General features: G+C 59.6%; 21 protein-coding genes and 3 pseudogenes. 10 read left to right on the top strand and 14 right to left on the bottom strand.

The window, feature by feature from the left end:
- Nucleotides 1-11: 11 nt before the first annotated feature.
- The 5 genes from EFR00_RS27905 to EFR00_RS27925 all read right to left on the bottom strand — a co-directional run bounded on the left by EFR00_RS27905 (nt 12) and on the right by EFR00_RS27925 (nt 4757).
- Nucleotides 12-497, bottom strand: coding sequence for a helix-turn-helix domain-containing protein (locus EFR00_RS27905; RefSeq protein WP_077991382.1), 486 nt, complete (start codon nt 495-497; stop codon nt 12-14).
- 380 nt (nt 498-877) lie between these two features.
- Nucleotides 878-2284, bottom strand: a complete 1407-nt coding sequence (locus EFR00_RS27910; protein WP_077991379.1) for a hypothetical protein — start codon at nt 2282-2284, stop codon at nt 878-880.
- Nucleotides 2285-2286: 2 nt separating this feature from the next.
- The gene (locus EFR00_RS27915; RefSeq protein ID WP_077991377.1) at nt 2287-3552 is read right to left on the bottom strand and encodes an MFS transporter; all 1266 of its coding nucleotides are present in this window, start codon (nt 3550-3552) and stop codon (nt 2287-2289) included.
- A 63-nt stretch (nt 3553-3615) separates the two neighbouring features.
- Nucleotides 3616-4467, bottom strand: a complete 852-nt coding sequence (locus EFR00_RS27920) for a helix-turn-helix domain-containing protein (RefSeq protein ID WP_245304433.1) — start codon at nt 4465-4467, stop codon at nt 3616-3618.
- On the bottom strand, nt 4464-4757 hold the full coding sequence (locus EFR00_RS27925; protein WP_054185335.1) for a hypothetical protein: 294 nt from the start codon (nt 4755-4757) through the stop codon (nt 4464-4466). Before EFR00_RS27925 ends, EFR00_RS27920 begins: the two co-directional genes overlap by 4 nt.
- Here EFR00_RS27925 and EFR00_RS27930 point away from each other — a divergent pair.
- Nucleotides 4756-5769 carry a class I SAM-dependent methyltransferase gene (locus tag EFR00_RS27930; protein WP_077991371.1) on the top strand — a complete coding sequence of 338 codons (1014 nt, stop codon included), beginning with the start codon at nt 4756-4758 and terminating at the stop codon, nt 5767-5769. The genes EFR00_RS27925 and EFR00_RS27930 overlap by 2 nt on opposite strands.
- A 163-nt stretch (nt 5770-5932) precedes the next feature.
- Entirely contained in the window at nt 5933-6403 is a 471-nt protein-coding gene (gene rctB, locus EFR00_RS27935) for an SMa0974 family conjugal transfer regulator (protein ID WP_077991370.1), read from the top strand.
- A gap of 104 nt (nt 6404-6507) precedes the next feature.
- On the opposite strand, the gene traA is transcribed toward rctB, so the two are convergent.
- Entirely contained in the window at nt 6508-11205 is a 4698-nt protein-coding gene (gene traA / locus EFR00_RS27940; protein ID WP_077991369.1) for a Ti-type conjugative transfer relaxase TraA, read from the bottom strand.
- Between the two features lie 221 nt (nt 11206-11426).
- Between traA and EFR00_RS27945 the strand changes: the two genes are divergently transcribed.
- From EFR00_RS27945 to traG, 3 genes are read left to right on the top strand one after another with little or no spacing between them, the layout of a single operon-like run.
- Entirely contained in the window at nt 11427-11714 is a 288-nt protein-coding gene (locus EFR00_RS27945) for a TraC family protein (RefSeq protein ID WP_077991368.1), read from the top strand.
- Nucleotides 11704-11937, top strand: coding sequence for a conjugal transfer protein TraD (locus EFR00_RS27950; protein ID WP_077991367.1), 234 nt, complete (start codon nt 11704-11706; stop codon nt 11935-11937). The genes EFR00_RS27945 and EFR00_RS27950 overlap by 11 nt, the downstream gene beginning before the upstream one ends.
- Nucleotides 11934-13853 (top strand): Ti-type conjugative transfer system protein TraG, encoded by a 1920-nt coding sequence (traG, locus tag EFR00_RS27955; RefSeq protein WP_077991366.1) that lies wholly within the window; start codon nt 11934-11936, stop codon nt 13851-13853. Before EFR00_RS27950 ends, traG begins: the two co-directional genes overlap by 4 nt.
- Before the next feature lie 8 nt (nt 13854-13861).
- On the opposite strand, the gene EFR00_RS27960 is transcribed toward traG, so the two are convergent.
- Both EFR00_RS27960 and EFR00_RS27965 read right to left on the bottom strand, forming a co-directional pair.
- Entirely contained in the window at nt 13862-14131 is a 270-nt protein-coding gene (locus tag EFR00_RS27960; RefSeq protein WP_077991365.1) for a type II toxin-antitoxin system prevent-host-death family antitoxin, read from the bottom strand.
- A gap of 158 nt (nt 14132-14289) precedes the next feature.
- Nucleotides 14290-14771: pseudogene (locus EFR00_RS27965) on the bottom strand (hypothetical protein).
- A 503-nt stretch (nt 14772-15274) separates the two neighbouring features.
- On the opposite strand from EFR00_RS27965, the gene EFR00_RS27975 reads away from it, so the two are divergent.
- Nucleotides 15275-15580, top strand: a complete 306-nt coding sequence (locus EFR00_RS27975) for a WGR domain-containing protein (protein WP_012489498.1) — start codon at nt 15275-15277, stop codon at nt 15578-15580.
- An 81-nt stretch (nt 15581-15661) separates the two neighbouring features.
- On the opposite strand, the gene EFR00_RS33190 is transcribed toward EFR00_RS27975, so the two are convergent.
- The 6 genes and pseudogenes from EFR00_RS33190 to EFR00_RS28005 all read right to left on the bottom strand — a co-directional run.
- Nucleotides 15662-15829 carry a hypothetical protein gene (locus EFR00_RS33190; RefSeq protein ID WP_004676096.1) on the bottom strand — a complete coding sequence of 56 codons (168 nt, stop codon included), beginning with the start codon at nt 15827-15829 and terminating at the stop codon, nt 15662-15664.
- A 345-nt stretch (nt 15830-16174) separates the two neighbouring features.
- On the bottom strand, nt 16175-16498 hold the full coding sequence (locus EFR00_RS27980) for a DUF736 domain-containing protein (RefSeq protein ID WP_004676095.1): 324 nt from the start codon (nt 16496-16498) through the stop codon (nt 16175-16177).
- A gap of 605 nt (nt 16499-17103) precedes the next feature.
- Nucleotides 17104-17500 (bottom strand): annotated as a pseudogene (locus tag EFR00_RS27990) (type II toxin-antitoxin system VapC family toxin).
- Entirely contained in the window at nt 17497-17763 is a 267-nt protein-coding gene (locus tag EFR00_RS28000) for a type II toxin-antitoxin system Phd/YefM family antitoxin (protein WP_004676093.1), read from the bottom strand. Before EFR00_RS28000 ends, EFR00_RS27990 begins: the two are co-directional and overlap by 4 nt.
- An 84-nt stretch (nt 17764-17847) precedes the next feature.
- Nucleotides 17848-17970, bottom strand: coding sequence for a hypothetical protein (locus tag EFR00_RS33975; RefSeq protein WP_258719717.1), 123 nt, complete (start codon nt 17968-17970; stop codon nt 17848-17850).
- A 179-nt stretch (nt 17971-18149) separates the two neighbouring features.
- A pseudogene (locus EFR00_RS28005) lies at nt 18150-18409 on the bottom strand (toprim domain-containing protein); the annotation flags it as partial.
- A gap of 310 nt (nt 18410-18719) precedes the next feature.
- Between EFR00_RS28005 and EFR00_RS28010 the strand changes: the two are divergent.
- From EFR00_RS28010 to EFR00_RS34380, 4 genes are all read left to right on the top strand, one after another.
- Nucleotides 18720-19910, top strand: coding sequence for a DUF1173 domain-containing protein (locus tag EFR00_RS28010; protein ID WP_077991364.1), 1191 nt, complete (start codon nt 18720-18722; stop codon nt 19908-19910).
- 303 nt (nt 19911-20213) lie between these two features.
- A complete protein-coding gene (locus tag EFR00_RS28015) occupies nt 20214-20660 on the top strand; it encodes a MerR family transcriptional regulator (protein WP_077991362.1) in 447 nt (148 codons plus the stop codon).
- Complete coding sequence (locus EFR00_RS28020; RefSeq protein ID WP_245304432.1) at nt 20650-21090, top strand: PIN domain-containing protein; 441 nt, start codon at nt 20650-20652, stop codon at nt 21088-21090. The genes EFR00_RS28015 and EFR00_RS28020 overlap by 11 nt, the downstream gene beginning before the upstream one ends.
- Complete coding sequence (locus EFR00_RS34380) at nt 21057-21227, top strand: VapC50 family PIN domain-containing toxin (RefSeq protein ID WP_465165668.1); 171 nt, start codon at nt 21057-21059, stop codon at nt 21225-21227. The genes EFR00_RS28020 and EFR00_RS34380 overlap by 34 nt, the downstream gene beginning before the upstream one ends.
- Nucleotides 21228-21259 lie beyond the last annotated feature (32 nt).

The following is a 21259-nucleotide window of genomic DNA, read 5'->3' on the forward strand; positions in this document are numbered from 1 at the left end:
CTGTTGTTCTCCTAGCGATCAAAATCAGTCTTTTCAGGCGTCTCTTCGTCGACAATCGAGCTGACGAGGGCGACGACGCGACTGCGCACACGTGGGGAAAGGAGCAAAACGTCTTCTACCAGCCGTCGTCCTTCCGCGGTGGAAATGTAAGCAATCCTCTCATCAATCTCCGTCGTGAGTTGTTGGTCCTGAAAGCTTTCGGGATCTGGGAGGCCTTCGAAAAACATCGAAACAGAAATTTTGAGGCAATTGGCAAGCTCATAGAGCATGGAAGCGCTAACGCGGTTCTTGCCGCTTTCATATTTCTGAACCTGCTGCAAGCTGACGCCGATGCCGGCGCCAAGATCGCCCAGCGATACATTCGATTGCAACCGGCGAATACGGATCTGCTGCCCGACATGCAGGTCTACCGGATGCACCGACGCACGCGCAATATTCTGCGCGGCCCGCGCTCGCCTCGACGATCGGACTTGAAGGGCTGCTGTAAAATGATTCATGGACTACACCCCGTGTGGAGAGTTTCACGCGGTACGCCCCCGCGGAATAACTCGCTCAACCCACTGATCGGGGAGTTAGAACACCGTACGAGACGGCCCTATGGCCTTTAGTTCCGAGGAACCTGGACATACGCCACAGGCTCCTCGACCGAAGGTCAAGGAGTTTGGTGCCGTATCGGCCGGCACCAACCGCTCGTAGGGGGTTCTAATCCCCAAGGCAGCGCGTACTGCCTCATCAAAAAGAATAGTTGAAATCCGCGCGGCGTTCAACCGAATTCTTCACAAGATTCAATAGCTTCGCCCTACACGTAGGCGTACGTCCCGAGACCCCGTTAGTTGTCCTTCGGCAGCGAATGATCGAAAGGGCTATCGCAATGCGATCAGCAAAATACCCATTGCGGGCAATTCCTGCCTATCCTCCCAAAGGAGTAGGCCGCCGTTAGCTCTGCCCACAAGGGATCCTGCGTGAAACTCGAAAAGGGTCCGCAGGCTTCGACAATGCTTTTCTCGCCAAAGCGATCGAGAAGCGTCGAGATGCCGCCCTGGCCGAGCTGATTCAGCATCGAAAACGGCTCGCATGGCGAGGAGATGACCCGATGGCCCCAAACCCCTGGGCGTTCGTCTTTTGACAGTGTGTTGAGAAGCTGCGGGTCGCGATTGTTGTTCTTCAAAGCCTCGCAGAGCGCCCAGCGCATCAAAGGATAATAGACTGCATGTCGACTTCCCCCCAAGACGCGCACACCAGGCAGGAGCGATGTCACGATGAACATCAGCAGAAGGTTCGGCACGATCCGGCCCGCCTTCAGGGCTTCAACAAGACTTGCCGGCGAAAATTTGACGCGGATATCTTCCGCCCCTTTAGATCGGAGAACGGCGCCATCCAGCCAAAGTGGAAAGAGCCGCCCTTCTATGCAGCCCCAAAAGAAGTGGGTCGAATTTTTCAGCCAGCCTCGCCAAGCCGTATCCGCGAGTTGATCGATGCAGACGAGGAGCCGCATGGCGAATGCTGTGTCCTCGACCAGTGAAGTTCGCAGCCAGGATCTGTCGTCGGAAAGATGATCCGCGACCAGATCGGCAACGTCGCTATCGTCAAGCTGAAGAAAGTCGACTTGGCTGTCAAAATACCGCTTCCAGAGGCAAAGATTTGCTGCCTTGATTGCTTCTGCCGCGGACTGGAATTCGTCGGCAGGCAAAAGTTCTCGCAAGCACGAAACTGCTTCCAAGTCAGGACCGGGCCTATCGACATTCTGGAGGTGGAAGCGATAGCTGCTATTTCTACCGAGTATACTGTAGGGGATCATCTTGCTGCGCGACAAGCCGAAGACATTGACCGCATCGCCATTGATCTGCAGCCAGGCTGGACCCTTGCGGCCCCGCTCTACGAACTTCACCGTCGAACAGGCATAGGAGATATAACATTTCCTGCCACGGGCGCGGAGCCCCATCAGGGAGAACAAATGGGTGTAGAATGCGTCTGGCTCGATCAACAGGTGGAGGTGGGGACCGCTCTGAAGCACCGGAGCGGCTTCGATTTCCCTTTGAAATCTCGATACCGCGCCTGCCGAAAAACCTCGACATTGCGCGACGGTTCCGACCCACGACCGCAACAGCGACATGGCGTGCCTTCTCGCGGCGCATTCTGATTGATTGGACTCAACGGAAAATACCGCCTTTGCGTAGTCGTTCAACGATCCCACGCCAAACTGACGCATCCACGGAAATAGTTCAAAAATGAGGGCCAAAACCTCTTCTTTTGAGACCAGCTCCTTGTCGATCAATGTCTCCATCCTCAGACGAGCCGGCGTTCAAGCGGCTCTCCTCTATCCATTCTGAAACGAAAGAAGAGCGCGACGGCAACCATCAACGACCCGAAGAGTCCGAAAATCTCCGAAGGTAGAATTGCATCCCCGATGGCGCTGATGATGCCATACGCGAAAAGCCCGATCGCAACACAGATCGTGTGGACTTGGCTTCGCACCCGCCCCAGCATGCCGGCCGGAACAGTCGATTGAATCCGTACATCGATCAGAACCCGCGCGATATTGTAGCTCAAGCCCAGAACCATCATTTGGACAAGTGCGGATGGAAGGCTTTGGAAAGCAAAAAAACCGGAAAGAACAACGCCCTCGAGCGCCGAATGGAAAAGGACTCTCTGCCGTCGCGAAACTACGCTTCCAAAAAGCAAGGCCGCACAGCCTGCAATCGAACCTAGAGCCCAGGCCGCCTCGAGATAACCGAACTGCAGCGCTGACCCCTCGAGTTCACGAATGACGTATGCGGAGCCGAGTACGGAAACAAGCATGCCCATGGCATAGATCAGCGCGTACATGACAGCGAGGGTCTTCAGGGGGTGAAAGGAGAAGGTCGTCGGCATGAGATCAAGGCAACGGATGCTTTCGCTCTTCGAGCCGCGTCGAGGGAAGGAGTTCCGCTGTTGGCCCAGCATAGCCAACCACCCCAACAGCGACAGACTGAAAAAAGCGCTCGGCAGGATCGGCGTCAGATCCACCCGGATGGCGGCGAGGGTGAACCCAGTCACGATGGCGGCGATCAAATTACCTGCCTGCATGGCGATATAAGACACCGAGTTGAACGAACCAAGGTTCTCTGGGGGTACGAGAGACGGGATGATGGCTTGCAGCGCGGTTGAACAAGTTCTGTCGATAATCGCGAAGATCGTCCACGATGCGTAAAGAACAATGAGCGGGTCGCAGAACAAGAAAGCAAGTCCGGTCATCACCATTAGCAGCAACCTGGACAAATCGCAGCCGATACAAACGAGACGGCGGTCGAATCGATCAACAAGGGCGCCGCCGACATTGCTTGTCAACAATTCGGCGGCACTGCCGAGCGCCAAAAGGATAGCAAGAGCGCTCGCGCTACCGCTGACATCGACCGCGATCCAAGCCACCATCACGAAATATGCATTGCGCCCAGCTGCGGAAGCCACAACGCCGAAGAGATAGATGTGGCGGGCGGAATACCGCCCAATCAGGCCGCCGACCGATATACCCACTTCATCCACGCTCCCTGCTGGATTGGTTCGTGAGGACATGCTAGTCGTCTCGGCAGCCGAGGGCTTTCATGAATTTGATATTTTCTCTTGGTCAGAACCGGGTTATCCCTTCCAGAGCGCCCGATACTCAGCCGGTGAAAAGCCGGTTTCGCGGCGAAATCTGGTCGAGAGGTGGCTCCCGCTGGAGTAGCCACAGGCGATGGCGATCTCGGTCACGCTGATCGCAGTCGTGCGGAGAAGGTCGGTCACGCGTTCAAGACGGCGTTGGTTATAGAAGCCATAGGGCGTCGAGCCTTGCGACTGCTTGAAAGCGCGGGAAAAATGCTCGTAGGTCAATCCCGCCTCTTCAGCCAGAGCGCGCACGCTTGGAGGTCGATCGATGTGAGCTTCAATCCGCCCTATCACGCGCTTGAGAACGGTAGGCGACAATCCTCCTCGAGACAATCTGCCAGATGTGCCGGAGCGGCGCTGCAGAAGTCCGAAGATAGCCGCGAGATGCCCTTCCACGATCACACTCCCCATGGAATCGTCGTGTGAAAGTTCTCCGGCAATCTGCCGCGCCAAGCATTGGATCGGCAGATCTCTAAATCCAAGCTCCGGACGCAAGGTGCCGACGCGCGGCAGCTTAGTCGTGAGGTTTGAAAAAAAATCCTGCGTCACGGTTATCATAAGATAACAACCCTCAGCATCCCCTTCATCCCAACCGCTCCAATGGCAACCGGGCGGAATGTAAACAAGCGAGCCGTCTGGACGCGGACTGAACTCGACTCTTCGTCCGTCCAGAAAGTTTTCGCCGGATGCCGCCGTACCCCTTATGTTGAGGAAGATCAGGTGGTCATCCGCGACAACGTCGATAACCTGTCGCCCGAGACTGCGCCGGCGAACGACATCTGCGCGGGCATGGCTCCAATGGCCTTGCTGGTGAAGGATGATCTCCCCTTGTGACTTCTTCATCCTCTCGGGGTGAATTGATGGAATGATCCCCACTCGACAGCTGCTCCCTTGAAAAACCGGCGTGGTAGCGACCCTACCTCACCCCAAGTTGTCAACAAGCCAGGCTTTAACCTCAGGTCGAATTTCATGTCAATTTCATGAAAACCAATCAAAATCGTGGATGCGAAAACATGATGTTCGCGATCATCTTCTGCCGACATCATCGCTGACGGCACAATCTTTTCGGGATGCGCGATTTCCTCCTGAATCCCAAAAACGCGATGGTGCGAGAGAAAGGCAGGCTTTCGCATGCGTGAATTTGCCGACTTCATTGAGGAGTGCGACCGCGCCCCTCGTCTTAACGAGCTTACTGAGTTTTTTTCGACGACCGCATCCGGTGAGGCCGGAATGCCTATCCGTCCGCCTGAGCTCGATCGCCGCTTGTTCCCAGTGGACATGACGTTCAGGCGCTTTTCAGCCCTTCATCCGCTGCGCCAAGGTCCGTTTGATAAGCACTACTTGAGCAGCATACCCTACCGGCTCGAAGAAGAGTGCCGTTTAGGCAGCGCGATCCTCAAATACGCGCGGGCCAGAAAGGGTCAACTGCAACTCTACACGCTAGGTACAGCCGAGGGGACGATGGCCCGTGTGATCGGCGAACTTGGCAAGGGCAGGATAGAAACGCTGTCATGCAGTCCCAACGTCGAAAACCTTAGAAGCTTCTATGCCTATGGCGTTCCTCCTCATGCCATGTTTTTTCACGGACCATTTCATCATTTGACATCGCAAAGGGTCCAAGAAGACGTGGAGCTCCGAAAGTTTGGCAGCGGTTTCGATATCATCCTCGAGGACACGACTTTCCAGATGTATTCGCCAAATCGCTTCGATCAGATCCGTTTCGTCTCGCAGCATCTCAAGACCAACGGGCTCTTCATGTTCGTCGAGAAGTTCAGGCATGAAGACGACGAGGAATATCGGCGGCGGGAACGCCAGAAGGACCATAGCTTCAAAGCTCGCTTCTTCAGCGCGTCAGATATTAGCGCGAAGGAAGAGACGGTGCTAACGCGAATGGATCGAAACGAAGTCACCCTTTCGGAGATGAGCGAAACACTACGCCGGTTCTTTGGACACTCATTCGTCACCTGGAACAGCGGCAATTTCTACACGCTTGTCTCCAGCAACAGTCAGCAGAATCTCGACCTGTTCCTATCGAAGCTGTCCCCACCCGCGATTCCGGCAGAATATGTCTATGCGGACCTTCCTTACCGCCTTTACCCGGAATCCGACGCAAGGCGGCTATCGGGGCGATCCTGGACCCTTTAGCGACTCCTCATCGTCACCGTCGCGTGAGTGCAACTGCGTCACGTCTTCACGAGCCTCAACTGGAACAACGTTCGCGTCAGCAGAAAGCGCTCCATCACGTTGAGCAGCCCTCAGCGCTTTGCCATCTCGAAAAGCCTTTTTTCTTCAAACGGGCAGGAACAGCATGAAGAAATCGATTGGCGAAGTCCGTCACTTCGTTAAGCTGAGCCCGCCGGGCAACGCGCATCTGGTCCTGCCACGAGGGCCATCAATCGCGGGTGAGGAAGATGTTCCAACGGGCGTTCATGTCGCCGAAGCGTGTGTCGCTATTCCGCGCACGCAGCACGTTGCCGACAAGATCTGCACGCAAATCGAGGACTTCTACCAATCCCTCGTCGCCGTGGGACCTGACAGGCTTCTAGCTTTCGAAGGTGGAGGCGCGATCATAAGGCCGACCAGTGAAAGCCTGTTCTTCACGGTCTCAGCGCGAGACCTCGTCACATTCTGTGGCATCCGCGCGCTGTTGGAAGCAGGCTTGTTTCTGGCCACGTCCGTGTCCGAGGGGGCTATAGAGTGGCTTCACGCAGACAGCACGCGATCTGGTGAGACCTGCAATCGCCTCCACAACGACCGCTGCGGAAGGGACGAACAGTAGCTTCGACCGCTCCGCCACCCAAAGGAAAATCGATCTCGGGACAATCAGGTCGTAGTGCTTTTCCCATCGACCAACCATTTCGTCACCCCGCTTTTCTTCGAGTCTCAGAGGTTGATGCCGCGAGCGCGGCTAGCAGCCCTTTGGCGCCGCTCCACTATGATCTGCTCGCTGCTCTGCAGGCGGACAGTCTGCTGCAGGACCTTCAGCCGCTCCTGCATCGCCGCGAAAGCTCCGCGCTGCGTCGGTGGCACTACGTTGGCGATAGCCTTATCGCCTCGGACGAGGGCATTGCGACCAAAGCGCTCGTCGAGCGCTCGGCTGACAGCGGCAAACTCCCGGCCAATGCCCGGATCGAGGGAAGCGGCGGAAACACTCAGCTTCCTGCTGTCCTTGCTCACCTCGACCGTCAGGTGCGCCAACGCCTCTTCCGCAGCTTTCGAAAGAGCTGGAATGGCAACCGCCATGCGCCGCCGTTCGTCCGTGATAGCCTGGCGTTCGGCATCGAGGGCATTGAGGTGGGCCGCACCGAGCGCGCGCAGGCGCGCTGCAGCTTCCGGCACGGCCGCCACAGCCTCTTTCCGCTCTCGGCCGGAGGCCAGCATCCGGTCCATCAGGCGATCCGAACCACGCAAGGCGCCATAGGCGGCGGGATTGTTGGTCACCGCGGCTCCAATGCGCTCGGCGGCAAAACCTTTCTGGAGAAGTTCCTCGATCTTGCCGACGACTTCAGCCGGATCGCGCCAGATTGTCGTTGCCGCGTTCGCCAGTGCCGCACGCTGCTGACGGTAGAGAGGCGACGCAAGAGCCCGAGATCGCGCCTCGTCGTCAACGGGGACCTTGAACTCGGTGACGGCGGCGAGCATAGGGGGAATGGGAACGTTCTCCTTCCCCACCCCCTTCTCCGTCTCTGTCCTCAGATCGACACTGGCGCCGGCAACGATCTTTGAGCGATCCCGACGTTCGGCAAGATGCTGCTCGTCGGCAAAGCGTCGCACGGCTTCGAACAAGCGGGTCAGCTTTCCGCGCCATTCATCCGTGAGGTCCTCCGGCATGCGCTCGACAATATTGCGTTCAGCGATCACATCCGCCTTCGCGCTAAATGCGCTCCAGCCAAAGCGGGCCGTCAAAGCTTCGCTCACCGCCTTGATCTCCTGCACCACCGATCGATCTTTGGCGGCGAGCGCAAAGGCCGTCTTATAAGCATCGTCCCCGCCCTGGCTGCGCACCGCCTCGATCTCGAGAAGACGTGCCATCGCGCGTTCGGAGAGCGCCGGGATCGACAATGACATATGCGCGCGGCGCGTCTGCTCGCGCAGTTCGAACCGTTCGGCGTTCCTGCGGAACTCGGTCGCATGGGCACGGGCCATCGGAAGCAGTTCCTTCACGGCCGCAACAGCGACATTGCGCTCTTCACGCGCCGCGCGTCCGTCGACGATCAGCTCGGAGCCACGCAGCCGGCCAAGCCGACCAGGGGCTGCGGCAAGGTCGTCGGCGAGCCTGCGGGGTGCGACTCCGATATCCGACGCCAGTGCATTCAGGGAGATGAGCGCTGCATCCGGATCCCGGTAGATCTTCTGCAGCAGTGGCCGCAGGATCACCTCCCGCTCTGTCCAGGCCGGCGACGCAAGCTGCGCCAACCGCGCATCCTCCTCGACGCTGCTGACAAAGGACGTGGCCGGCGGGATCAGATAGGGTGTTTCATCAGCGCTCGCGCCCGAGACGTAGTGGGATGCAGTTCGCGCGTCACTGGATGTCGCTTCGACCATCGTCTGGCTCCGCTCTTCATTGTAGGCGACCCGCCGTTCCCGCTCGATGGCAAAGCCGAGCGCCACGCTTGCCCTCTCCCAGAGCTTTTCCACCTGCTCCCTCTTCTCGGCAATCCACGCCCAGCGCCGGGTAAGGCTTTCCTCCATCTCGGCTGCGGCAAGCGAGAGATGATCGAGCCCGCGGCGCCGGGCGAAGTCGTTCGCGTGTGCGCGGTAACTGGCCTCGCTCTCAAAATCGAGCGTCGTCGTCTTGGCACCGGAGCGCGACAAGCGTTCGACGAGCGGATTGAAGAGTTCCGGCCGATGACTTTCCCGCTCGATGCGCTCCTGTCGTGCGCTAGCGGTCTCGACCTGACTGGCCGTCCAGACGTTGCGATCGACCTCCCTCTCCTCGTAACGCTTGTGACCTGTCTCCTCGTCGACAACGGTAATCTGGACCTTGACCCGCTCGACACCATCCTTTCTGAGCGTCACGGTGTCGCCTTCCTGGATGCCGGCCTCCTCGAGTGCCTTCGGCAGGCTCACGCCCCAAAGCCGATAGACGGTTCCGCCGTCGGCCCTGACGTCGGCATAAGGGCTGTCGTCGGCATCCTCGTCATCGGGCCGGAATTTGGCTTCGCCGGTTTCGACAAGCTCGCCGGTCACACCCGCGGCATGATCGACACGCGGCTTGCGTCCCCATTCAGGTTTTGCCGCAAAATCTTCTTTGGCCGCATAAAGATCGACGCGGTCGCGATGCCTCGTCATCGACACATAGGTCAGATGCTGGTCCATCATCCCGGTTGCCAGCACGAAGGTGCGATCGACGGTAGCACCCTGCGATTTGTGGATCGTTGCGGCATAGCCGTGATCGACATGGCGATAGCTGTCTTCGCTGAAGACGAGCTTGCGGCCGTTGTCGAGCAGAACCGAAAGCAGCGGATCTCCACGCTTGTCGCCGGTGGAAACAACGGTGCCGAGCATGCCGTTCTTCACATACTGTGGCCCGGAGTGCTTGGCGCGCGGCTCAAGGAAGCGGGCGTTCTCCAGGAAGATGATCCGATCGCCGGCGGCAAATTCCCGTACGCCCCGCTCGCTCCGGAAGCTGCGGCTTTCACTGAGCGCTCCCTCCTGCGTCATCACCGATCGCAGCGCCTCGTTCAACTTGCGAACATCGTCGTTGGTGTGGGCCAGCACCAGCAGTTCATCACCGCGAAGGCGGCCATCCCCGCCCTCAGACGTTGATCGCTCTATTGCCTCTCTGCGCGCAGCAGCCCAGTCGGAGACGATGCGATCGATCGTTTCCTCGCGTGACCCTGCCTCGACCAGATGGCCATGCCGGGCATAGGCGTCGAGGCCTTTCTCGACCTCGCCGCGGGCAAACAGCCGCGAGGCATTACGTGCCCAGGCCTCACGCTGGCGGCGCACGCCGGCAAGCTCTGCAAAGCCGATGCGTTCGGTAATTGCCCGGAAGGCAGCACCGGCCTGGATCGGCTGCAACTGCATCGCGTCGCCGACCAGCACGACCTTTACCTCAGCCTCCTCGGCAATCTTCAGCACACGGGCCATCTGCTGCGAGGCCACCATGCCGGCCTCGTCGATCACCAGCACATCACCGCGATGGAGCGTGTCGCGCCCATTGGCCCAGGCCAGTTCCCAGGAGGCAAGCGTCCGCGACTTGATGCCGGAACTGTCTTGCAGCCCTTCCGCGGCCTTGCCGGCAAGGGCTGCACCGATCACCCGGTGTCCCTCGCTCTCCCAGGCAAGACGTGCGGCAGCAAGCAGCGTCGATTTGCCGGCGCCGGCAAGGCCTACAATAGCGGCAATGTCACCGTCACCGGTGACATGACGGACAGCATCGACCTGCTCTGCATCGAGCCGAAACGGATTCTTAGGATCGCCGCTCTCGATGCTCTCCACGCGTTCAATCGCCACCGTCACAATCCGCTCGGAAACACCGAAGCCGCGGCGCTCCGACAAAACCCGCGCCGACTGCGCCATGTCGTATTCGATGCGCAGCATCTCCCGCGTCGTAAACATCGCGGGCTCCGACACCTTTCCTGTCTCTGCCTCGATCTCCTGCGGCTTCAGTATGACCAGCTGGTCCGACGCCATCAGCCTGGCGCGGATGTTGGCAAAATCGGTGGGATCGTCGACATAACGATGCAGCGCCCTGGCGATGTCGCGCTCGTCGAAGGTAGAGCGTTCATTGCCGAGCTGCTTCAGCAAAAGCTCCGGCTCTGAAAGCAGCCGATCGGCCATCTCCTGGCGCCGGGCGAGATCAGCCGGCGCGAAGTGGAGCTCCCTGCCCTTCCTCGCCAGCGCCGCCTTCTCCGGCCCGAGATGTTTTTGCGCGATGCCGTCGAGGCCCTGTTCGGCATAGGAGCGACCGTCGAGGCGGATGTCATGCCCAGCAAGGGCCAAGTGCCGGTTGGCCGTTTCCGCCCAGGCGATCTTCCACGCCTTCATCGTTTCCTTGTCGCCCGCCCAGACTTTGTAGACGATCTTGCCGTTCGGGCGGTCCGGCGTGACGACACGCAGCGGCTTGCCGTCCTCACCAAGCACTGGAACCTTCTTTGCCCCGAACCCCTCCTCCGTCAGCGGCCGGAGCGTCGTCATCAGGTGGATGTGCGGGTTGCCCTCCTTGTCGTGATAGACCCAGTCGGCGATCATTCCTTTCGAGATGAGATTGTCGCGGATGAATTCGCGCACCAGCGTGATATTCTCGGCCCGCGTCAGCTCCTCCGGCAGCGCGATGATCAGTTCGCGGGCGAGCTGTGCATCCGCCCGCGTCTCGAAAGCGTCGACCGCATTCCACAGCGCCTCGCTCGCCTTGGCGACGAGTTGCCCGGCAATCGCCTCCCTGAGCCAGGTGGGTATCTGCCCCGGCAGCGCCAGTTCCTCATGCATGAGCTCCGACGCCCCGCCCCTGTAGCTGAACGACGTGCCGGCCTGCTCGTCCATCATCCGGGCGCGATGGCGATAGGCGGCAGCCGAGACGATGCTGCGTCCCGATCCCCTGCTGATCACCTGCGCTCTGACGAACATGATCGCCACCGGTGTCTCCAGACTGGCCCAAGCACGTCGCGACAGCGACGTATATTGCGCCCTCGAACAGATCGGACCGAAGGGCCGATGCCGCTTTTCCGGAACACGGCCATCGGCCGGAATTCCGGCTGCGACGTTTTCGACTTGATGGAAAATAGCCCATTTAACTATTTTATTCTAGTTAGTATAATCTGTCCGCTGAGGTTATTTTCAGGAAGGATGAATCACCGATGGCCACAAAATCATCGATCACCGACATAGACACCCAGATCGAAAAGCTGCGCGAGCGCAGGCGCGCGATGATCGCCAAGTCCGCCGAGCGCTTTGCGCGGGCCGCGACGAAGTCGGGCCTGGCGGAAATGGAGATCACCGACGAGGAGGTCGATCGCCTCGTCGAGGAGATCGCGGCGCGATTTCGCAAAGGAGAGAAGAAGGGGACTGATGGCGCATCTGTTTCGCCGCGTCGACCAGCAGCTGGCGTCGCTGGAACGCCGGCGGAGGTTTCTCATGACGGCTGATCGTAGGCACAAGGCGCGCGAAAAGTTTTTGCTCGGCGGCCTCGTCGTCAAGGCGGGAATTTCAAAGGCCGACCGGGCGTTCCTACTAGGCGGCTTTCTCGAATTGGCAAGGATCGCCCCGGGTTCATCGGAGCATCGGCGCTTGCGCGATATCGGCGAGGAGGCGTTCAAGATCTCCAAGCTCGACGGCGGTTCGCTACGCATCGCGGAGGCGGCCGAATGACCCCGCTAAGGAAACCGCGCCCGAGCCTGTTACTCGTTCTGGCGCCGATCGCCGGCACTGCTTTTGGTGCCTATGTCGTCGGCTGGCGGTGGCAGGAACTCGCCGCTGTCATGTCAGGCAAGACGGAATATTGGTTCCTGCGCTTCGCACCCCTGCCGGCGCTTCTGTTCGGGCCGCTCGCGGGGCTGTTGACGGTATTGGCTCTGCCACTGCACCGGCGAAGGCCGGTGGCCATAGTGAGCCTCGTCAGCTTTCTGGCTGTGGCCGGTTTCTACGCACTGCGCGAATATGGCCGGCTCGCCCCATCCGTGGAGAGCGGCGCGGTCTCATGGAGCCGGGCACTTTCCTATCTGGATCTCGTGGCCGTCATCGGCGCGCTGATGGGCTTCATGGCCGTGGCGGTCGCCGCGCGCATCTCGACCGTCGTGTCCGAACCGGTGACGCGCGCCAGGCGCGGTATCTTCGGGGACGCGGGTTGGCTTTCGATGTCCGCGGCTGCAAAGCTCTTTCCACCCGATGGCGAGATCGTCGTCGGCGAGCGCTACCGGGTCGACCAGGAAATCGTCCATGAGCTGCCCTTCGATCCGAACGATCCGGCGACTTGGGGGCAAGGCGGCAAGGCCTCGTTGCTGACCTACAAACAGGACTTCGATTCCACCCACATGCTGTTTTTCGCAGGATCGGGCGGATACAAGACCACCAGCAACGTCGTCCCGACGGCGCTGCGCTATAGCGGGCCGTTGATCTGCCTCGATCCCTCCACCGAGGTCGCACCAATGGTGGCCGAACACCGAGCCGGCGCCCTCAAGCGCGAGGTCATGGTGCTCGATCCGACGAACCCGATCATGGGCTTCAACGTGCTCGACGGGATCGAAGCATCCAAGCAAAAGGAAGAGGACATCGTCGGCATTGCGCATATGCTGCTGTCGGAAAGCCTTCGCTTCGAAAGCTCGACGGGATCCTACTTCCAGAACCAGGCGCACAACCTCCTGACCGGTCTGCTCGCCCATGTGATGCTCTCGCCCGAATATGAGGGCCGGCGAAGCTTGCGCAGTCTCCGCCAGATCGTTTCCGAACCGGAGCCCTCGGTGCTCGCTATGCTGCGCGACATTCAGGAGCATTCCGGTTCGGCCTTCATCCGCGAAACGCTCGGCGTCTTCACCAACATGACCGAGCAGACGTTTTCGGGCGTCTATTCCACAGCATCGAAGGATACCCAGTGGCTGTCGCTCGACAGCTATGCCGCGCTCGTCTGCGGCAATGCCTTCAAATCGAGTGATATCGTTTCGGGCAAGAAGGACGTCTTCCTCAACATCTCCGCATCGATCCTGCGCTCCTATCCGGGCATCGCTCGTGTGATCATCGGCTCGCTCATCAACGCCATGGTGCAGGCCGACGGCGCCTTCCAGCGCCGGGCGCTGTTCATGCTCGATGAGGTCGATCTTCTTGGCTACATGCGCGTGCTCGAGGAGGCGCGCGACCGCGGCCGCAAGTACGGCATCTCGATGATGTTGATGTACCAATCGGTCGGGCAGTTGGAGCGGCATTTCGGGAAGGATGGCGCGACGTCATGGATCGATGGCTGCGCTTTCGCCTCTTACGCAGCGATCAAAGCGCTTGACACGGCGCGCAACGTCTCTGCGCAATGTGGCGAGATGACGGTGGAGGTGAAGGGCAGTTCCCGCAACATCGGCTGGGACACGAAGAACAATGCATCCAGGAGATCCGAGAACGTCAACTTCCAGCGCCGGCCGCTGATCATGCCGCACGAGATCACCCAGTCGATGAGGAAGGACGAGCAGATCATCATCGTCCAGGGGCATAGTCCGATCCGCTGCGGTCGGGCGATCTACTTCCGGCGAAAGGAGATGGATGAGGCAGCTAAGGTCAATCGTTTCGTCAAACCCGTGCTATGATCGTGGTTTTATGAGCGGCCCACCTCGTCCTCGCCGGCATAGGCGTCGACGGCGTTTTCGAGTTCGGCAAAAAGCTCGTCGGGCATCGTTTCGATAGTGCCGACGGTGCGTCGGTCTGCCTGCCTGATCAGTTGCTGATAATCTTCGATATTGAGGAGAACCAGCCGGGGTTTGTTCCGCTGGGTGATCGTCACCGGATGACGCAGCGCCTCGGCGATGATGTCGCTGGATTTACGTGGGAGGTCACTGGTTGAATACGTCCCGCTTGGCTTCGGCATATGGGCTTCCTTGTTGCTATCGCTGGGATTTACAGCATTTACAACATTACTGCGATTGTTGTGAAACTTCGCAGCCGTCCTTCCTCGGCCCACTTGAGGGCCATCGGCAACTGAGAGGCAACCTCGTCTGTCGCCTCTCAGTATGTGAGATGGTGCTGCTACCACCATGACCAAACGGCGCGCCCCGCATAGACCGGGATGCGAGTTGCCAACGTGATATCCTTGATGATCGGCGCCAGCGAGCCGAGTTCGTCCGCAATCAGCGCAACGAGCTCAGGATAGTTGATATCGACGCCAGTGTCGTCGGCAGCCCAAGCGCTCATCCAATCGCCGCCGTTGACGCGGAATTCACGCGTGTCGTAATCAATTCGAGTTCGTCCAGCAGATTGATAGTGAAGCGCCCGAAAATCTCGATCTCGCCCTCCAGCTGATATTCGGCGAATTCATCCTCCCCGATGAGAACACTTCGTTCCAATTCCATGATGACGCGGATCCGATCGATTGCCGCGTCGAGCCCCTCAACCAGGCGATCGTGAAGCTCTCGCGAAAAATCGCTGTCGCAGCCGAAGCGGTTTGCCAGGACCCCGAGCCGGAAGCCGGCAAGCTTGGTGTAGAGCATGAGGTTCTGATCGGTTGTCACAATGTGATCTCCTTCATCTTGATGACGGAGATCGGCCACTCTGTTGCAAAGAGGGGTCAAGGACCGCGGAACGCGGCTCGCAAGCGGGGGAACCGATTTTTCCAGAGCGCAGTGAAACGCAGCAGCGGAAAAATTGGGGGAGACGCGCCGTCCTTGACGCCGGATTTGCTGGAGTAAAATTGGACGTCAGAGAGAGAAGAGACCCGCGGACCCGAAGGGGACGCGACCGTTTCCGGCGTGAGCCGGCAGCAGGTGTCGAGGATAGAACCCCGCCCCGCGGCTGGGCAATTCGCTCACGTCATTCCGCGAGAGGGGGCGTGACCGGAGGCGCAGACGGTGTTCGGGCTCCGTGAGCGGAGCGAATAGCACCCGGCCGGCGATTGGCCGGCTCGCCCAAATCCATGATCTTCGGCTTCGACGATCATCACAAAAATGAATCGGTGTGGGCCGATCGATTCATAAGTGTCGTTAGACGCAAAAGCTGGAAGAGGCGACTCTCCGTCATGCTCACTCAACCCTATCAGCTCTACATCGAACGCACGGACGCGACGAAAAACATGGCGCGCTTCTACGCGCTCGCAATCGAACCGACGTTGTTCGGCACACCTTGCCTGACGCGGCGATGGGGACGCATCGGAACGATCGGACAAGCCATGGTGCATCACTTCGACAGAGAGGAGGATGCAGTCCGTATGTTCCTCGAACTTCTCCGATCAAAACGGGCGCGCGGCTATAGGCCGAACACAAATGCCGGACGGGAACCCATGGTCCGCGCTGTCCGCGGAAGTCTTCCTGGTCCTTGCCGGTGATTATCGGCGTGAAGCGCAGCTTCGGGTCGACGCGCCGGTCGATCCGGCGCGCCGGCCCAGGCGAGGAGGCAAACGCCGCCCTCAGAAGGGTGGCGCGGCGTCGATGGCGCCCTCCTGCTCGGCGATCGCTACCCTCAGTTCGGCCCGAGCGATCTCCAGCTCCGCTTCGATCTGGCGGCGCTCAGCCGGATCGGCGTTTCTGAGCTCGGCCCGCAGTTCCTCAACCTGAATTTCGAGTGCAATCGTCATCGTCGTCATCTCCTGAAATGTGAAAGATGACGCCCGGGGTCGTGAGGATCGGGCCGGGTCAAGGATCGCGTCAGCGACCGGCGGAGCCGGCGAGCGGAGGAACCGATTTTCTGACGGTGCCCTTCAGGGCGCCGGCTGAAAATTGGAGGGGCCGCGAAGTCCTTGAGGCGGCACGAGCCTCACGGCAGACTTCAAGTATCTGGGCAGACAGGGTCCTTGGTCTCGTGTGGCACGACAGGAGGATTGAAAGCGGGCTCGATGCCCGCTTTCAATCCCGCTATTGCGCGCAAAACTTGAGATACGACGAAGCCGGCCCCGATTGCTCGGGGCCGCTCGCTTTGTTCTTCAGTTCGGGCTGTTCCAGAGGATCACCTTCTTGCTCGGATCGCCGCCGGGTGCCGGTGCGAGATTGCCGAAGATCACACCGATCTCGGGGGCCTCAAGCTTCACTGAGAGGTATTCCTCGCCGGTCTGCCGCGCGATGCGGTTCCAGGCGGCGCCGATCTCGAAGCCCGTCTTGCGGTGAATGACGCGGTAGTCGGGCGCTTCTTCGCTTGCCTTGCTGGCATTTGGGACGATGGCGATCGGGGCGTTGACCCGGATCGTGGCGAAGACGCCTTCGAGGATGCCGTCGGTCTTCTGCGTGAGCGTTGCGATCGTGGTGGCCATGGTTGTTGTCTCCGGTTGCTCGGGACCATTCCCGATGGCGCACGAAGAGACGGCCGACCTGCTGCGGTCAGCTCGCCTGAAAATTTTGCAAAATTCTATTTTCCACCAGGACAAGCGAACCGAAATCGAATTTTGCAAAAATTTCGGGCGAGTCTTACCCCTTCAGGGGTTGGCCGCAAAAGCAGGCGGTCGTCTATACGAGCGACATAAAACGGGAATGGTTCGGGGCAATCGAAGGCTGCGACAAACCATCATGGCCCCCCGGTCCAAGCACTGGGGGATATTGGCCGCGCACTCCACGGACGCTTCGCCCGCATGTCGATCAACATAATCCCTCGCCCGCTCCCGGCTGCGGCAGGCTGTGAGCACCTCGATAGCATTTCTGCTGATCGGCGAGGTCGCCGCGGCACCGCATTGCCGTCTGCAGACCGTGCTCCAATCCCGGGTGAAGCTGTTCACGCGGGTGTCGAATGAGTGATCTTCCCCAAACGTGCCCGCTCCCAAGCACCTGAGCCGCCGATGGGTCGCCAGGTACATCGCCATTGGCAAACACGCAACCGGAACGATCTGAGCCGGCTTCATCCGCGGAGCCAAGCTCGGTGAGATCACAAGGCAACAGGATCGGAGCAAGTCACAAACGGAATGCCATAAAGCGCGACATTTTGATCGTCCGAAACCAAATACGCTCCCTCCGCCACGGCTTGCGCCATGAGCAGATGATCGAAAGGATCGCGGTGATGAAGTGGAAGAGCAGCGAGAGCGATAAGATGCGCGTCCGAGATATCCAGCCGGTCGAAACCTTGATCCGGCAAAATCGCAACAATCTCTTCGATATCGGCATCAAGTTTGCCGATGCGCAGCTTCACAGTGATTTCCCAAAGCGAGACAGCACTGACGAGGACATCATTCTCGGGATCGCCGATGGCGACGCGCATGGTTCCCTAGCTTCTCGTCGTCGTTCAGCCACCACAGCAAGGCATGTGTATCGAGCAGCAGCCTCACGTCCCGTCTTCCATGGACTTCAAAACATCCGCCGGCAGACCATCGAAGTCATCGGCAACTTTGATCTTTCCGCGCAGCGCGCCTGGTTTCCGCATGACGACGCCGGCTGACGGCGGGCCGATTTCGGCGACAACCTTGTGATGCGACGTCAGGACGAACCGCTGGCCGTCTTCGACCTGCTTGAGGAAAGACGTCAGGTTGCCGCGAAATTCCCGCACGCCGACACGGCGGGGAGATGGTATCTGCTGCCGAGATTGGGTCATGGCGAAGCTCCGTTTCAACGGCAAATGTGTACACAATTTTTACGAAATACAAGCATCTCCTTCAGCCGTATGGACAGATGGCGCTTACGCGCCATCTCCCGCCGCTTGCCAAACGGAGATGCCAAGTCGGCGGGCCTTGTCGGCCAGATTGCCGGCAATGCCGGAGCCGGGGAAGATGACGACGCCAGCCGGCATGACCGAGAGCATGTCGTCATTGCGGCGGGAAGCCAGGGGAAGAAACCTGAGCGACCCGCTGAAGGCCCGCCCGCCGCATGGTAAGGGTCGCCTCTCGGCAGGCCCGCGGGCGGGCGCCTACCCGTGCGGCGACCGGCAGAGACCGGCCATCCTGTAGGCCCTCACGCCCTCACCTTCCCCGTCCGGCTCGATCATGCGGGCAGAAAGGCCAGAGCGTTTCCCAGAACGAGCTGCGCCCTGAGATTAGCGATGAGCCGTTCCGGGCTGAGCCGGCGCAGATCCTCGTTGAAGTCGCCGAGCTCCGGGGCAAGCACTAGCGGCAGGATCCCCAGCGCCTGGGCGCGGCAGCTCAATCCCTCGATACGTGCCGGCCGGCCGCATCGGCGTCAGCTGCGATGTAGAGACGCCGGCAGCCAGCGGGCAGTCGGAAGGCGGCAAGGTGATTGGCGGTTCAGCGCCGGCCGGCTCGAAGGGCTGGGTAGCACGCGATTAGAACTCACTTTATGCTGGCGCAGTCTCTACACTTTGACGGGCTGACGTCTAATCAACGCACCGTTGACTTCTAATTATCATGATCGTTAATTTTAATTTTTGGAGGCTGGAATGCACGTATCTTCTTTCCTGCCTATGGCGTTGAAATCGGCCCCAGCGGCCGTAACATTTACATACTAACTATTTTGCGCTAGTAAAGTCCGCGAAGCTCGTGCTACGCCTTCCTTTTACGGTTCGATCAGCCTTTGGTCAGGCAAGGGAGGAACGACGTGCGACAGTTTTTGATCGGCAACCAGGCGTTCGACGACAGTTCTCCAGAGTTTCTGCCGCAGCTCGAACGCGCTTACCAACAGAAGCTCAGGCCACTTTGCCAGTGCCGGCAACCGCCGGTGCCGATGTACATTGCCCGGATGGATGGCCAATTCCTGATCAAACGCATGCCGCTCTCAGGCCGGCAGCATGATCCCGGCTGCTCGTCTTACGACCCGCCGTATGAGCTATCCGGCCTCGGGCCGTTGATCGGCAACGCCATCCAAATCGACGCGGCGACCGGTGCGGCAACGCTGAAACTCGATTTTTCGCTGTCGAAACGAGGGGGCCGATCGACGTCGACATCGCCTTCGGAGCCGTCGGAGATTGTGCGAAGCGAGCCCAAGAAGCTCTCGCTCAGGGCGATGCTCCACTATCTCTGGGACATGGGGGAGCTGACGGAATGGACCTCGCTATGGGCCGGGAAACGCGGCTGGGGGCGCGTGCGCAGCAGTCTGGTGAACGCGGCAAAGCAGATGATCGTCCGCGGCGGCCCTCTCAGCGATATCTTGTTTGTCCCGGAAGTCTTTCATCAGGACGACAAAGAGGGGATTTCAGCGCGGCGTGCGGCTATGTTGGCCGGCGCCCAGTTAACCGGTCCCGGTCCGCGGAAACTGATGATGACCGTCGGAGAGGTAAAGGAATTTTCCTCAGCGCGCGATGGCCAGAAGATGCTGGTGCGCCACCTGCCTTTCCCCTTCATGCTCGATGAGGGGGCGTGGAAACGGTTGAATGCCCGATATGAAACCGAACTGGAACTGTGGCGATCCAACGAGGGGTTTCATCTCATCGTCATCGCCACGTTCGGCATTTCGGGAGCGGGGATAGCTTCGGTCGAGGAAGTGGCGCTGATGGTGGTCAACGAGAACTGGATCCCGTTCGAAACCATCCATGAACAGCGTCTCCTGGAGCGGCTCTCAAGCCTGAAGCGAAGGAGCGTGAAAGGACTCCGGTTCGATCTTTCGCGCGACCAGCCGATTGCCTCCGTGACCTTACCGGAGGCAAAGCCAGCGCCGATCGCCATGTTCATCGTTCCGACGAAGGCCGACGAAGACTATGACGTTGCACTGAATGAGATGATCGCCGCGAGAGCCGAGATGACGCCGTGGATCTGGCGTGTGGCCGACGGCGAAATGCCGCGACTGCCATGATCCACACCAGCCTCCTTGGTCAGCGACGTAGACGCCCTAAAAGGAAACCAACGCCCGGGCGATCTCGACTGCGTGAAGCTATATCCCGGTCAAATCGGCCCAGAGGCGGCCCTTTTGCATTGCACGATCACATCGAAAGCGGAGCGCTTGCCGTTGGCGGTAACCCACGCTTGAAGTTGGCGGGTCGAGCTCGTTCGCCGCGCGCTCCTATGGCACCCAGAAATCGGAGATGGAAGGGGAAGATATTTCAGTTATTGCAGTTATGAGCGACTTGCCCTATATACATGGTCAGAGGTGTTCGCCATGACCAGCCATGTTCTTCAATTTACCAAATTGTCGGATCGCGACCGCAAGGCCGTCGCGCCTATGCCAAATCTGGCGGAGGGCGACCAACTGGAACTACGGATTCGCCGTCAAAGTGGACAACTTCAAACCCTTTCTCTCCCAGCCTCGGCTCTCGCGCCTGTCGAAGCACTCCTCGATCATCTGTTGCGCGGCAAGCGTGTTGCCGTGCTCACGGAAGATCAGGAATTGAGCCCGACCGACGCCTCCACCATCCTCGGCATCTCACGTCCTCTCGTGGTGCTGCGCATGGATCGCGGCGATCTGCCCTTCCGCTATGTCGGCAAGCACCGCCGAGCCAAATTGAAGGATGTTCTCGCGCTCAAGGCCAAGCTCGATGCTCGCCAGAAAAGCCTCGACGCGCTGGCCGAGGACACAGAGGATCTCATCGTCAATCATGGCCTCTAAGCCGCCTGTCGCGGTCTATGATGCCTGCGTCCTCTACCCTTTCCATTTGCGCAATGTCTTGGTCCAATGTGGCTTCGACGGTCTCGTCGACGCACGCTGGACCGACGACATCCACGCCGAGTGGATTCGCAATCTGGCCATCGGCTCCCCCGAGATACCCATCTCACGTCTGGAAGCGACCCGTGATCGGATGAAAGAGGTTTTGCCCGATGCAGATGTCGGTAACCACCAATTTCTCATCCCCGACCTCTCGCTACCGGATCCGGATGATCGTCATGTTTTAGCTGCAGCCATCGCCGGAAAGGCTTCTGTGATTGTCACGTGGAATCTCAAAGATTTCCAGCCGCGGACCTTCGGCCTCATGGGGTGGCCTGCGTATCGCCAGACAATTTCCTCGTGGGCCTCCATTCCATCTTTTCGAGCGCATTGATCGACAGCATCAGGCGCGCCCGGTTGAATTTACGCAAGACGGTGCCGGCGGTTGACGAATTCATTGATGCACTGGACCATCAGGGGCTCCGCGCGTTTTCAGTGGTCCTGCGTGAGAAGGCCGCACAATTGGACTGACGGTCGAGACCGACAGAATCGTTAGAGGCCCG

The organism is Rhizobium sophoriradicis, from assembly GCF_003939025.1.
In the GTDB taxonomy this organism is placed as follows: Bacteria; Pseudomonadota; Alphaproteobacteria; order Rhizobiales; family Rhizobiaceae; genus Rhizobium; species Rhizobium sophoriradicis.

Excerpts from the sequence above, each read along its gene's own strand:
- EFR00_RS27905 (WP_077991382.1), bottom strand. The coding sequence starts at position 497 with ATGAATCATTTTACAGCAGCCCTTCAAGTCCGATCGTCGAGGCGAGCG.
- EFR00_RS27910 (WP_077991379.1), bottom strand. The coding sequence starts at position 2,284 with ATGGAGACATTGATCGACAAGGAGCTGGTCTCAAAAGAAGAGGTTTTG.
- EFR00_RS27915 (WP_077991377.1), bottom strand. The coding sequence starts at position 3,552 with ATGTCCTCACGAACCAATCCAGCAGGGAGCGTGGATGAAGTGGGTATA.
- EFR00_RS27920 (WP_245304433.1), bottom strand. The coding sequence starts at position 4,467 with ATGAAGAAGTCACAAGGGGAGATCATCCTTCACCAGCAAGGCCATTGG.
- EFR00_RS27930 (WP_077991371.1), top strand. The coding sequence starts at position 4,756 with ATGCGTGAATTTGCCGACTTCATTGAGGAGTGCGACCGCGCCCCTCGT.
- EFR00_RS27925 (WP_054185335.1), bottom strand. The coding sequence starts at position 4,757 with ATGCGAAAGCCTGCCTTTCTCTCGCACCATCGCGTTTTTGGGATTCAG.
- rctB (WP_077991370.1), top strand. The coding sequence starts at position 5,933 with ATGAAGAAATCGATTGGCGAAGTCCGTCACTTCGTTAAGCTGAGCCCG.
- EFR00_RS27945 (WP_077991368.1), top strand. The coding sequence starts at position 11,427 with ATGGCCACAAAATCATCGATCACCGACATAGACACCCAGATCGAAAAG.
- EFR00_RS27950 (WP_077991367.1), top strand. The coding sequence starts at position 11,704 with ATGACGGCTGATCGTAGGCACAAGGCGCGCGAAAAGTTTTTGCTCGGC.
- traG (WP_077991366.1), top strand. The coding sequence starts at position 11,934 with ATGACCCCGCTAAGGAAACCGCGCCCGAGCCTGTTACTCGTTCTGGCG.
- EFR00_RS27960 (WP_077991365.1), bottom strand. The coding sequence starts at position 14,131 with ATGCCGAAGCCAAGCGGGACGTATTCAACCAGTGACCTCCCACGTAAA.
- EFR00_RS27975 (WP_012489498.1), top strand. The coding sequence starts at position 15,275 with ATGCTCACTCAACCCTATCAGCTCTACATCGAACGCACGGACGCGACG.
- EFR00_RS33190 (WP_004676096.1), bottom strand. The coding sequence starts at position 15,829 with ATGACGATTGCACTCGAAATTCAGGTTGAGGAACTGCGGGCCGAGCTC.
- EFR00_RS27980 (WP_004676095.1), bottom strand. The coding sequence starts at position 16,498 with ATGGCCACCACGATCGCAACGCTCACGCAGAAGACCGACGGCATCCTC.
- EFR00_RS28000 (WP_004676093.1), bottom strand. The coding sequence starts at position 17,763 with ATGACCCAATCTCGGCAGCAGATACCATCTCCCCGCCGTGTCGGCGTG.
- EFR00_RS33975 (WP_258719717.1), bottom strand. The coding sequence starts at position 17,970 with ATGCTCTCGGTCATGCCGGCTGGCGTCGTCATCTTCCCCGGCTCCGGC.
- EFR00_RS28015 (WP_077991362.1), top strand. The coding sequence starts at position 20,214 with ATGACCAGCCATGTTCTTCAATTTACCAAATTGTCGGATCGCGACCGC.
- EFR00_RS28020 (WP_245304432.1), top strand. The coding sequence starts at position 20,650 with ATGGCCTCTAAGCCGCCTGTCGCGGTCTATGATGCCTGCGTCCTCTAC.